We start from the raw sequence: 11,675 nt of genomic DNA, 5'->3' as shown, positions 1-11,675 counted from the left end.
GCGCCCCGGATTGAACGGCCTGTTTGAGCTTTTTTTGGTTTTCGGCGGCGGCTTCGCCGCCGCCGAAAACCAAAAAAGCGAGTAGTGAAAGCCGGAAATGTGCGCCCAAATATTATCCTCCTGAAGCAAAACTTTCGAAAGTGGTCATTCCACCGTCTACAAATATGCTTGCTCCGGAGATGTAGTCGGAAAAATCACTGGCCAGGAATACGGCGAGGTTTCCGATATCTTCCGGTTTTCCGATCCTGTTGTAAGGGATAAGGGTCATCAGGGAATGTAAAGCCTGTGGCGTGTCCCAGGCATCTTTATTGATCGGGGTCTTGATGGCTCCCGGACAGATGGAATTGACACGAATCTTATCGGGGCCGTATTCCTGGGCGAGGGTCTGCATCAGCATACGGATGGCCCCTTTACTGGCTGCATAGTTGGCATGTCCCGCCCATGGAATAACCTCATGAACCGAGCTGATATGAATGATTTTCCCGCAGGCTATGGATCTTGAAGGATCAACGCCACGTCGCAGAAATTCTTTGATGGCTTCCCGCGCGCAGAGGAACTGACCGGTAAGATTGATATCGATTACGGTATTCCACTGTTCCAACGTCATTTCCGTAAATTTTGCATCTTTCTGGACACCGGCGTTATTAACAAGAATATCCACTGTACCGAATTGTGAAATAACATCCTGGAACATGCTGATGACCTGATCTTCCTTTGAAACATCGCATTGATAAGTAATGCCCTGTCCGCCTGCGTCGGTGATCTGTTTTAAAACGGCTTTTGCTTCATCGATTGAATGTTCGGATGAGTGATTAACGATTACGATCGCACCGGCTGTGGCAAGTGATTTTGCGATTCCGGAACCTATTCCGCTTGAGGCTCCGGTAACAACGGCAACCTGATTATTGAGAGAAATTTCCATGCTTTATTATTTGATGTTACTCAGATACTGCTGAAAGGATCACGCCAAACACGAAAATTTTCACTTAAAAAATTCTTAAAGTTGCAGGGATAATAGCGATTGACTGGCGGCGGTTTTTGTTCTTTTTATATGATTAAAGCTGTTTTGCATATGGTTAAAACCGTTCTGCATATGATTAAAGTTGATTTTCATAGGATAATGGCTTACTTCACATGATTAAAGTGAATTTGCAGATGGTTAAAACCGTTTTGCATATGATTAAAGTTGATTTTCATAGGTTAATGGCTTACTTCACATGATTAAAATGAATTTGCACATGGTTAAAACCGCTTTGCATATGATTAAAGTTGATTTTCATAGGTTAATGGCTTACTTCACATGGTTAAAGCAGTTAATACAGAATTAAAAGCTTTCTTCTGATGAAGTAATATTTCTTTTCTATATTATAACTTTTTAGACATGAGATATTGCGGTCCGCTTCTCCCTATTCTGGTTTTTCCTTCGTATTGATAACCGACTGCGAGATAAAGCCGGTAGGCGGAAATATTATTCTGGTTAACGGCAAGAACAATCTCATCGCAATCTTTGAAGTTTTCTCTGACGAATTCATCGACCTGAATCATTGCTGCTTTCCCGATTCCTTTTCCCTGAAGTTCAGGGTTTATAGAAAATGACCGTAACAGCATAGAATTATGATTTTCCGTTAATTCCAGTTTATCATTCCCGAAATCCAGCACAAAAAAGCCTGCAGGATCATCATTCTCAAAAATAGTGATCGGAAAGGCAAGGGTATCCTTGCGTTCTTCAATTCTTTTTAATGCCTGCTCAGCAGTTGCCGTATATTGCAACTGACTTTCGTCCCGAGTATAGCTTACTCCGGGAAAATCTTTCTGTTCAAAAAACTTTAATTTTACCATATTTTAATGATGATAGATGTCTTCATACATAACCCCGGCACGGATCTCAACCGGCAGCCTGTTTTCTTCCGGAACCACCGGACAGTTATAATCGTAAGCATTATAGGCACAATAAGGCTGGTAAGATTTGTTGAAATCCAGAATGATTGTATTTCCTTTTGGGATCTTTAAATCCATATACTTTCCGCCGCCATAGGTTTCTTTTCCGTTGGTCAAATCACGGAACGGCAGAAACAGATAATCTCTGTACTTTTTTTGTTTGATTAAATCTAAACTTTGATAAAGGGTTAAAGCATATGTTTGTCCGTCAAGTTCAAAGGTTGCCTTCCCATATTCTCTGTAAGATTTTGTTTTCCCGGAAGAGGTTGGCAGATCAAAAGGTTCTGCATTTTCCGTTTTAGTAAATTTTGCAGTTACCCTATATTTCAGATCAACCGGAAAGAAGGGATGCTGTTTGAAATTGTTGAAATTATCTCCACGCAAAGGTGTTTCTTTGGGGTTGAGATATTCCGCATTCAGTTCCCGCTGGAATTTTTTTATTTCAGATTCTTCTCTGGAAGTCTTTTGTGAGAAAACCAGGACAGGCAAAAGTAAGAGTATGAATAAATAGTTTTTCATGATAAAATATTTTTAACCATTAAAAAAATTACCTGCAACAAAAAGATCAACAAACCTCAATCTTAACCTTTCTTTGAACACAAAGTCCACAAGGTTTCTATTTGCTTATTGCTTCAAGTTTCACAAAGCCGTTACACTTATAAGAGAGTGCAGAGATCTTCTACAATATCATCAGGCTGAAGTTATAGGATCTTCACAATCTTAGTCTTTATCTTAGCCTCAATCTTATACATACGATTCTGAAATCTTCACCCTGTAAATATCAGAAGAATTTCTTTTGATGGACTCTACGAAAAATCCGCCTTCTTCGGGTATTACTTCTTTCAAATCAAAACTTTTGCAATCTTTCGGCAGTCCTGAAAAAATCAAAGTAAACCAAAAATCACGCATGAAAGGCACCGGTGTCCAGTTGGGATAAATGGTAATATTTTCCGCATGAATCAGCCTGCTTTTATGATCCGACTGGTTATCGAACAAATACGTGGAATGCCATATCCTGATAAGGTTTCCCAGAAATGGTGACGCCGGAAAACAACAATGCACGATGACCTGCTGTTCTTCCTGCACATCAGTCTGAAGCGATTCAAGTAATTCTTTAACGATAACAGGTTTGACAATGGTTTCTGACATAATGATGAGTAATGAGCAATAAGTAATGAGTAATTTTTAAAAGGCATATGATTACTCATTACCAATTACTTATTGCTTATGATTAATATTCTAGTTCTAATTTTTCTTTGGTGTAATTTCTCATCTTTTCGGTAAGCTCTGGGTTGTCCGCCAATTTTTGTCCGTAAGACGGTATCATTTCCATCAGCTTATCTTTCCATTCTCCGTGGAGTTTTTCAGGGAAACATTTTTCAAGGACATTCAGCATGGCATAAACTGCAGTTGATGCTCCCGGTGAAGCTCCCAATAAGGAGGCAATGGTTCCTTTTTTGTTGACAACTACTTCAGTTCCGAATTCCAGTTTTCCACCATTTTTTTCGTCTTTTTTAATGATCTGAACTCTTTGCCCGGCTACTTTAAGTTCCCAGTCTTCTTCTTTGGCATCTTTAATAAATTCTCTCAAATGCTGAATTCGCTGAGCTTTGGTCATCGCTACCTGCTGAATAAGATATTTGGTTAAAGGAATATTGTGCCACCATGCTCCGAAAAGAGATCGTATATTTTTTGTATTCACACTTTCAGGAAGATCCAGATAACTTCCCTCTTTCAGGAACTTTGTTGAAAATCCTGCAAAAGGTCCGAAAAGCAAAGCTTTCTCCCCATCGATAATTCTGAGGTCAAGGTGAGGAACTGACATTGGTGGAGCATCTACGGTTGCCTGGGTATAGACTTTTGCATGGTGTTTCTCTACCAGCTCCTGATTGTGACTCACCAGCCATTCTCCGGAAACAGGAAATCCTCCGTAGCCTTCACTTTCTTTAATATCTGAGCTGTCCAGCAACGGAAGTGCATATCCTCCGGCACCTATGAATACAAAATCGGCTTCCACTTCCTGCTTATGGTTGTGTATCCTGTCTTTTACTTTCATTTCCCAGGTTCCGTCTTCTTTAGGATCTATATCTTTTACTTCATGATAAAGGAAAACCTCAACATTGGAATCTTCCAGCAAATGCCTTCCCATTTTTCTGGTAAGCGTTCCGAAGTTAACATCCGTTCCCAGATCCATTTTGGTTGCTGCCATTACTTCTGAAGTATTTCTTTTTCTCATGATGAGCGGAATCCATTCCTGTAGTTTTCCGTGATCCGTTGAAAATTCCATTCCTTTAAACAGGACTGATTCCGACATTTTCTGATGGCGTTTTTTAAGGTATTCAGCGTCTTTTTCGCCAAAAACCAGACTCATGTGCGGACATGAATTGATAAAGTCTTTTGGCCTTTGAATGTATCCTTTGGTGATCAGGTAAGACCAAAACTGCTTTGAAATCTCAAACTGTTCTGCTATACTTTCCGCTTTTGAAATATCGATGGTCCCGTCTGGTTTTTCGGGAGTATAATTAAGCTCACAAAACGCTGAATGACCTGTTCCTGCATTATTCCAGGCTGCCGTGCTTTCTTTGGCAAACCTTCCCAGTCTTTCGAAGATGGCAATCTCCAGATTGGGATCAAATTCATGTAATAATGTAGCTAATGTGGCACTCATAATTCCGCCACCTATGAGAACAACGTCGTATTTTGGTTTCGGCGTTCTGTTTGTAAGCGATTGTGACATAATTTAAAATTTATTATATCAAAGTTCGGGAAAAGTTCTTAGAATAAATGTCTGTTTATGGATATTTAACATCATTTTGAAGAGGGTTGAGGTTAAGGTTAAGGTTGAGGTTGAGACTAATGATGAGCCAACTGCATTTCTTGGTATGATACTAAAAAAACTAGCATGATGTCATTTCATTATCTGTGATGACATCATGCTGAATCTTATGTAAGTAAGGATTAATTTAATTTTGTGGTCAGCTTTTTAAACTGTTTTTCAGCATTTTTTCCTTCGTACAGAATGCCGTAAATGGTATCGACGATTGGCAGTTTTAATCCTTTATCTTTTGATGTTTTATAAATAGAATCTGCAGCGTAATATCCTTCTGCAATCATGTTCATCGACTGGATCGCAGATTTTACAGTATATCCTTTTCCGATAAGGTTGCCAAGGTTTCTGTTTCTTGAGAATAAGGAATAAGCCGTTACGAGTAAATCTCCCAGATATGCGCTTTCATTAACATCTCTCGGTGCTTCGTAGATGGCTTCCAGAAAGGTTTCCATTTCACGGATGGCATTGGAAACAAATACTGCGGTGAAGTTGTCCCCATATCCTAACCCGCTTGCAATACCCGCACCTATCGCAAAAATATTTTTAAGAATTGCGCTGTACTCATTTCCCAGAATATCTTTGCTGGAATGAACTTTAATGAAATCGGAGTTAAAGATATCCAAAAGTTTCGCCGAAACTTCATCTTCTACCGTTGCCACCGTAAGATAAGAAAGTCTTTCCATAGCGACTTCTTCCGCATGACATGGGCCGGCAATAACGGCCTGGTTGCGGAAACCTATTTTAAATTCGTCTCTTAAATAGTGTGCTACGACATCATTTACCTTCGGAATAATTCCCTTAATGGCGGAGACAAAAATTTTATCTTTATAATCACAAGTCATTTTATCCAGAGTATCGGAAAGATAAATTGACGGTGTTGCCAGAACAATGGTATCACATGCGGAAACAAGCTCGTTGATATCTGTTGTGAGCTTTAAGTTTTTAAGGTTAAAATTAACAGCCGTAAGATAAGTCGGATTGTGTCCTCTTTGTTCAATAGCTCCTTTTACATATTCGTTTCTTACGCACCAATGCACGACTTTGCAGTTTTCAACCAGCATTTTTACGATAGCTGTTGCAAAACTTCCGCTTCCCACTACCCCTACAGCGACGTCATTCTTGCTTTTTTTCGGATTCGATTCTGTATTCGTTTTCTTTTTAGCCATAATAGAAATGTGAACTGCAAATATATTAAAACAAAGAAAGATGAGACCTTTTCATTACATGATAAAAGCTATTTTATTTTAAAATTAACACATGCAGGCAATTAAATATTTAATTATACGTTAATTATAGAAATATTTATTTTTTTGCTAAACATAAGTCCCAAAATTTATTTTTAATTAAATTTGCAGGCTTAAAATCGTTTTGTAATTATACTAAGAGAAGAAAAATGAAAAAATTTCTAAGCAGCAAAAAGAACGTAAATGTACTTTTGGGAGTCCTTTTACTTATTGTTTTTGCGCAAGGCATCTTCATTGCAAAGTTATATTCTGAAAAAGACGACAGGAACTATGAAGTAAACCTTGTAAAAATAAACACTGAAAAAGACAGTGTGGATTACTTAAAAATGAAGACCGATCTTGAATTGGTAGATCAGACCGTAACACAGCTTAATTCTTTCCTGAGATCCAAAGATGTTCCGAATGTAAAGCTGGCCGTTCTCAGCAAGGATAGTATTTCAAACTCTATTTATCTTGCCAAGCAGGCTAACCGATACAGCCAGTACCTGATGGATATTCAGAAAAAGCTTCTTCAAGTTCCTTTGGGGATGCCGACAGAAGGCTATATTTCTTCTAATTTCGGTGTCAGAAAGAACCCTATTCCTTTTAAAACCGTTTTTGCTTCGGTGAAAACCAATACGGGAAAACCTGCGGCAGTAGCTGCTGCTTCTGAAGTAAAGCCTGAACCTGTAGAAAAAATCATTGAAGTCACTGACAGCTATGGTGAAAAAAGACAGGTGAAAGTAATGGTAACACCAAAAGCTAATCCTAGTCCTGCTGCACAAGGCACTTCTAATGTAACTGCCGCCGCGAATTCAAACCAGACAGAGAAAAACAATGCGCCTGCAGAAGCTGATCAGATGCAGTTTCATAAAGGCTTGGATATTGCAGTTCCTTTTGGATCTGATGTGGTAGCCACAGCTGCGGGAACCGTGATTTTCTCCGGACAAAAAGGGGGCTATGGAAATTGTGTGATTGTTTCCCACGGAAATGGACTGGCAACACTCTACGGACATCTTTCACAGCTTGTTGCTAAAGTAAATGATAAGGTAAAAGTAGGACAAGTGATCGCAAAATCAGGAAATTCCGGTCGCTCTACAGGGCCTCACCTCCATTATGAGGTACATAAAAATAACAGCCCGGTCAATCCGAAGCTGTTTATGAATCTTTAATTTATGATTAATTGTATTGATATGAATTTCGGCGGCACCAAAGGTGCCGCCGAAATTTTTTATTTTCAATATTAATAAGCCGCAGTAAAACGTTCTCTGATGTGATTGTTTTGCTCAAGCTCATCGACAAGCACGACGGCAACGTCTTCAACAGAAAGAACGCTTCTTCCGTCTTCATCAAATACAGGATTTTCCAGGGCTGTTCTGTATTTTCCGGTTCTAATTCCTGCTGTTCCCTGATGCATTTCAATAGCAGGGCTGAAGAAGGTCCAGTCGAGTGTATTATTTTCTTTGATTTTATTTAAATAGTCTCTTGCCGCCGTTGCACCTGGTTTGATCTCTGCAGGGAAATCAGGGCCGTCAACCAGTTGTTTTCCGTCAATATAAAGACTTCCTGCTCCACCTACGGTAATGAATCTTTTTACGCCTGATTTTTCAACAGCCTTTTCGATGTTGACAGAACCGTTCAGGAAATCATCATATAAATTAGGGTTGGTCCAGCCCGCATTGAATGTATTGATTACGGCATCATTACCTTTGAGTGCTTCTGCTAACTCATCCACATTATTTACATCAACGCTTTTTGCTGTTACCTTTTCATTTTGCTGAACTTTTGAAGTATCTCTTGCGATAGCCTCCACTTCATACCCCCTGTTTGATAATTCATTCACAACCTGTGTGCCTACAAATCCTGTAGCGCCAATTACTGCTACTTTTTTCATAATATTTTATTTTTAAATTAAATTGTAATAAATTTTGTTACATTAATAGTTAAATTTTTTTATTTAAAATTATCCGTGAATTCCTGCAGCGTTTTATTTCCTAAAAACCTGATAACCAACTGATCCGTATCGGAAAACAGGGTCTGTAAATGCTTATTGATTTCTTTTCCTACCGAACATGCAGGATTAGGATTATTGTTTTTTTTACCTAACACTTCAGTATTTTTAACCGCTGAATAAATATCAGAAATCATAATGTCGCTTGCATTCTTTGCCAACTGGCTGCCTCCTACTTTTCCCTGCCGGCTGACAATCAATCCGGCTTCTCTTAAAACGCTTAGTTCTTTACGTATCATTACAGGATTAATATTAATACTTCCCGCTATCCATTCGGAAGTGAGCCATTCCTGCGGACTTTCCGCCAATAATGTCATGATATGTATTGCCGTGGCAAATCTTGTATTGTTCATTGTAATTACTGTACAAAAGTAGAAAAAAATTTTAATGTAACAAAATTTATTACAATTAAATTATTCAGCCTTTCTGCTTTCCATCTCTTTACATACTTGTTTTTGAAAGCAAATCGTTATTCATACCTGTAAAACTTTCCGTAATCTTCTACAGAAGTCATAAGATGATCTGCAGCACTTGGGAATTCTTCACGATATCATAAGGGTAAAATAGTGAATAAGAACAAATTTACATTTTAAAGACTATAAAATCAATTTATCCAAATCCAGCAACAGATAATTGATATTCTGGTTGATCGTCCGTGTCGCCGACTGCATCTGATTGAGCATAGCAGCACGGTTATGAAGATCTTCTGACCTGTAATAACCACCGTCACTGAAGATCACCGACTGATCTGCCTTTAGCTTATCATTATCAAACTGGTAATGCAGCCATCTTTCCTTCATACTGCTGATGATCGATTGTTTTTCTTTATTTGAGAATCTTTTTTCTGTATACATATACCATATAAAAGGCGGAAAATTAGGTGATTCAAGCTTTTCATTCCAGACATCTCTCAGCAAGTTTCTCTGATGAATAAATTCTACTTTTTTACCTTTCGGATTTAATGTGGCCAAGCCCAACCCCGCTCCCAAAGCACCTCCACCAATATCTATGGCATTGCTCCATCCGTTATCCTTTACAATTCCGCCGGCGATGGAAGCTGCTGCACCTGCTGCGATAGAATAGAGAATGAGCTTATTGTTGCGGGAATTATTTAGATTATCTACATAAGCACCGATCTGGGCCACTCTTTCTCCTTCACAGTCGAATTCTGCGGCAACAGCATCCAGTTCTGTGAGTGCAATGGTTATTTTACTGTTGATCTTACTTTTCAGCTGCAGTATCTTTACCTGAGATTCGAGTGAATTGTCTTTTTTAAGTTCCATGATATTGTGTATTTCATCCAGGTTATTAAGTGCATTCAGGATGAGAATGCTCTGATCCGAAAAATTGGCTTTCAATTCCTGATTGGCGGCAATGACAGAATCTGAATTGTAAGAAGGAAGCTTATTGGAATAATTATATTTAAAAGGAGCTTTGCAATAGCTGTCTTTCAGTGTCAGAATATTTTGTCTGATCGCCTGATTTTTCTTAGAAACACATGAAGTAAGCAGGTTTAATAAAACTAAAAAATAAAATAATTTCCTCATTCTCGCTGTTATTGGCTAATGATAAAGTAATACATGAAGACCAAACACTAATATACATTAAATAAAAAAATTTACCCGAAAGTCAGGTAAATTTTAATTTTATTTTAAAAAAAATATTATTTAATCTCAAGCAATTCCACTTCAAAAATGAGTGTGCTGTTGGGACCAATTTCTTTACTGATCTGCTGATCTCCATACGCCAGGTGCGGCGGAATGATCAATCTCCATTTGCTTCCCACGGGCATCAGCTGAAGTGCTTCCGTCCATCCTTTAATCACTTTATTCAGCGGAAAAGAAGCCGGAGTTCCTCTTTTTACAGAGCTGTCGAAAACTTTCCCGGAAATGGTTGTTCCGTGGTAATGGCATTTTACCGTAGATCTCGGTCCCGGTTTTTCACCGTCACCTTCTTTGATGATTTCGTACTGCAATCCGCTTGGCAGCTCAACCACCGTTTCTCTTTTCCCGTATTCTGCCATATATTCCTGACCGTCTTTCAGGTTTTTCTCTGCCTGCTCTTTTTTGCGTTTAAATAACATATCTGCTACTCCCATATTGATATTTTTTTACAAAGATAGGATTTTAGAGCTGGAAGATGGAAGCATGATGCGGTAAGTTTTTTAAGTACGAAAACAAAAATATAACTTTCATATATGGTGATTCATTTCGTCACTTTGAGTAGATTTTTGAAAAAAATCGTATCGAAAAGTTTATGATCTTGTGCGTTCCCGATACATTTTTTCTTCACTTTATTACGAAAAAAACACTCGAATCGAAGGATCAAATATCAAATTTTATCGCCATTCACGGACTTATTCAGAAAATTCAGATATGTTTAATACTGTGTTAACAGCATTTCCGAAAGTTGGCGTTATAATTGGATTTAAAAACTAAATGCCAAGTCCACTAAAATATAATAAGAAGTTTGATAAGCTGACTGACGAGGAAAGAGAACTCCTCGAAATCAATAAAAAAAGCATTGCCGATTTTGTTGAACAGTCACCTTCCGTGAGTGATGTAGAGTATGCTACCAGAAATGCTCACGCCAAAACATATGCCATCACCAGGGGAGAATTTATCATTGATAAAAACATTCCTGAAAAACTTCAGCCGTTTTTTGATAAGGATAAGTATGATTTGAAGATCCGCTTTTCTAACGCCCATTTAAAAATAAATAAAGGTAAAAAAGATCTTCCTGCTTACGGATTTGCCGTAAAGATCAAAGATGAAAACGGAATTCTACTGGCCAATTTTCCTTTGGTCAACTTTCCTTTATTTCCAATTAATTCTGTAAGCACCTTTTTAAAGCTGTTCACATCTGTCAATCGGTTTTTTGTGAAAAAATGGAGCTCTTTTTCTTTGATGATGCAGATGATTAAAGTGATTCCTTCAACACTTACAGGATCTTTTTTGAAAAATATAGTTAAGCTGTGGCGTAAAAGAAATGATTTTTTCCTGTCATTCGATTATCATTCGGTGGGAGCCTACCGATTGGGAGAATATATGATGAAGATTAAACTTAAACCAATATCTGTCGATAAGAATTTTGGGAAAAGATTAAAAACAAAGGACGCACTGGAAGCTTATTTAAAGACAGAAGATTTTGCAGCAGATGTTATGATTCAGCTTTGTTATAACCTGGAAGACCAGCCCATCAACAAGCTCAATGTCGAATGGAAAAATGCACCTTATATAAAAATCGGGCAGGTAAGAATTAAAAAAAATGATCTTCTGGATCCGGAAGCCTGCGAAAATGAACTGCTTTCATTTAATCCTTTTGAGAGTAAAATATTCTTCCAACCTGTAGGAAAAATTCAGAAGCTTAGGGATGAAGCGTATAAAGTTTCGATGCAGACAAGGCTTAAAATGAATAAGCTTTTGAAATATAACAGATGAAAAGTAAATTTGGATTAAAATATTTGTCTAAAAGTCATCATCCTATTTCAAATTGAATCTAGCCTTTTAAAATCGATATTAACCTCATATCATATGTGAATTCATTTTAATCATATGCAAAGCATCATTAACCTTTAAAAAATGCTATTAACCTATTGCAAAGCGCCATTTATCATGTGTAAACTCATTTTAATCATATGCAAAGCGTCATTAACCTTTAAAAAATGCTATTA

General features: G+C 37.9%; 12 protein-coding genes. 2 read left to right on the top strand and 10 right to left on the bottom strand.

The features are described 5' to 3' along the window. Positions 1–112: 112 nt before the first annotated feature. From AC3WV0_RS08185 to AC3WV0_RS08160, 6 genes are all read right to left on the bottom strand, one after another. On the bottom strand, positions 113–922 hold the full coding sequence (locus tag AC3WV0_RS08185) for a glucose 1-dehydrogenase (RefSeq protein WP_488845567.1): 810 nt from the start codon (positions 920–922) through the stop codon (positions 113–115). Positions 923–1,365: 443 nt separating this feature from the next. Then, complete coding sequence (locus tag AC3WV0_RS08180) at positions 1,366–1,839, bottom strand: GNAT family N-acetyltransferase (RefSeq protein WP_488845565.1); 474 nt, start codon at positions 1,837–1,839, stop codon at positions 1,366–1,368. A gap of 3 nt (positions 1,840–1,842) precedes the next feature. After that, complete coding sequence (locus AC3WV0_RS08175) at positions 1,843–2,457, bottom strand: DUF1684 domain-containing protein (protein ID WP_488845563.1); 615 nt, start codon at positions 2,455–2,457, stop codon at positions 1,843–1,845. Positions 2,458–2,682: 225 nt separating this feature from the next. Beyond that, positions 2,683–3,087, bottom strand: a complete 405-nt coding sequence (locus AC3WV0_RS08170) for a hypothetical protein (protein WP_090000279.1) — start codon at positions 3,085–3,087, stop codon at positions 2,683–2,685. Positions 3,088–3,169: 82 nt separating this feature from the next. Further along, complete coding sequence (gene mqo / locus AC3WV0_RS08165; RefSeq protein WP_488845560.1) at positions 3,170–4,675, bottom strand: malate dehydrogenase (quinone); 1,506 nt, start codon at positions 4,673–4,675, stop codon at positions 3,170–3,172. 221 nt (positions 4,676–4,896) lie between these two features. Further along, positions 4,897–5,934, bottom strand: a complete 1,038-nt coding sequence (locus AC3WV0_RS08160) for an NAD(P)H-dependent glycerol-3-phosphate dehydrogenase (RefSeq protein ID WP_488845558.1) — start codon at positions 5,932–5,934, stop codon at positions 4,897–4,899. 227 nt (positions 5,935–6,161) lie between these two features. On the opposite strand from AC3WV0_RS08160, the gene AC3WV0_RS08155 reads away from it, so the two are divergent. Then, positions 6,162–7,163 (top strand): M23 family metallopeptidase, encoded by a 1,002-nt coding sequence (locus tag AC3WV0_RS08155; protein WP_488845556.1) that lies wholly within the window; start codon positions 6,162–6,164, stop codon positions 7,161–7,163. 71 nt (positions 7,164–7,234) lie between these two features. On the opposite strand, the gene AC3WV0_RS08150 is transcribed toward AC3WV0_RS08155, so the two are convergent. The 4 genes from AC3WV0_RS08150 to bamJ form a co-directional block, all read right to left on the bottom strand. Beyond that, positions 7,235–7,885 carry an NAD(P)-dependent oxidoreductase gene (locus AC3WV0_RS08150; RefSeq protein ID WP_488845554.1) on the bottom strand — a complete coding sequence of 217 codons (651 nt, stop codon included), beginning with the start codon at positions 7,883–7,885 and terminating at the stop codon, positions 7,235–7,237. Positions 7,886–7,944: 59 nt separating this feature from the next. Then, the gene (locus AC3WV0_RS08145) at positions 7,945–8,355 is read right to left on the bottom strand and encodes an Rrf2 family transcriptional regulator (RefSeq protein ID WP_488845553.1); all 411 of its coding nucleotides are present in this window, start codon (positions 8,353–8,355) and stop codon (positions 7,945–7,947) included. A gap of 243 nt (positions 8,356–8,598) precedes the next feature. Beyond that, positions 8,599–9,549 carry a hypothetical protein gene (locus AC3WV0_RS08140; RefSeq protein ID WP_488845551.1) on the bottom strand — a complete coding sequence of 317 codons (951 nt, stop codon included), beginning with the start codon at positions 9,547–9,549 and terminating at the stop codon, positions 8,599–8,601. 116 nt (positions 9,550–9,665) lie between these two features. Continuing rightward, positions 9,666–10,100 (bottom strand): BamJ family beta-barrel-assembly machinery protein, encoded by a 435-nt coding sequence (bamJ, locus tag AC3WV0_RS08135; protein WP_090000270.1) that lies wholly within the window; start codon positions 10,098–10,100, stop codon positions 9,666–9,668. A gap of 340 nt (positions 10,101–10,440) precedes the next feature. Between bamJ and AC3WV0_RS08130 the strand changes: the two genes are divergently transcribed. Then, positions 10,441–11,442, top strand: a complete 1,002-nt coding sequence (locus AC3WV0_RS08130; RefSeq protein WP_488845549.1) for a catalase family protein — start codon at positions 10,441–10,443, stop codon at positions 11,440–11,442. The last annotated feature ends 233 nt before the right edge of the window (positions 11,443–11,675 follow it).

It is taken from the genome of Chryseobacterium sp. 27AL, assembly GCF_057815395.1.
The sequence above is the reverse complement of the archived record's forward strand: the minus strand, read 5'-3'. Positions and strand labels throughout refer to the sequence as shown.

What these genes read in the sequence shown, in the direction of transcription:
- AC3WV0_RS08185 (WP_488845567.1), bottom strand. Translation starts at nt 922, where the DNA reads ATGGAAATTTCTCTCAATAATCAGGTTGCCGTTGTTACCGGAGCCTCA.
- AC3WV0_RS08180 (WP_488845565.1), bottom strand. Translation starts at nt 1,839, where the DNA reads ATGGTAAAATTAAAGTTTTTTGAACAGAAAGATTTTCCCGGAGTAAGC.
- AC3WV0_RS08175 (WP_488845563.1), bottom strand. Translation starts at nt 2,457, where the DNA reads ATGAAAAACTATTTATTCATACTCTTACTTTTGCCTGTCCTGGTTTTC.
- AC3WV0_RS08170 (WP_090000279.1), bottom strand. Translation starts at nt 3,087, where the DNA reads ATGTCAGAAACCATTGTCAAACCTGTTATCGTTAAAGAATTACTTGAA.
- mqo (WP_488845560.1), bottom strand. Translation starts at nt 4,675, where the DNA reads ATGTCACAATCGCTTACAAACAGAACGCCGAAACCAAAATACGACGTT.
- AC3WV0_RS08160 (WP_488845558.1), bottom strand. Translation starts at nt 5,934, where the DNA reads ATGGCTAAAAAGAAAACGAATACAGAATCGAATCCGAAAAAAAGCAAG.
- AC3WV0_RS08155 (WP_488845556.1), top strand. Translation starts at nt 6,162, where the DNA reads ATGAAAAAATTTCTAAGCAGCAAAAAGAACGTAAATGTACTTTTGGGA.
- AC3WV0_RS08150 (WP_488845554.1), bottom strand. Translation starts at nt 7,885, where the DNA reads ATGAAAAAAGTAGCAGTAATTGGCGCTACAGGATTTGTAGGCACACAG.
- AC3WV0_RS08145 (WP_488845553.1), bottom strand. Translation starts at nt 8,355, where the DNA reads ATGAACAATACAAGATTTGCCACGGCAATACATATCATGACATTATTG.
- AC3WV0_RS08140 (WP_488845551.1), bottom strand. Translation starts at nt 9,549, where the DNA reads ATGAGGAAATTATTTTATTTTTTAGTTTTATTAAACCTGCTTACTTCA.
- bamJ (WP_090000270.1), bottom strand. Translation starts at nt 10,100, where the DNA reads ATGGGAGTAGCAGATATGTTATTTAAACGCAAAAAAGAGCAGGCAGAG.
- AC3WV0_RS08130 (WP_488845549.1), top strand. Translation starts at nt 10,441, where the DNA reads ATGCCAAGTCCACTAAAATATAATAAGAAGTTTGATAAGCTGACTGAC.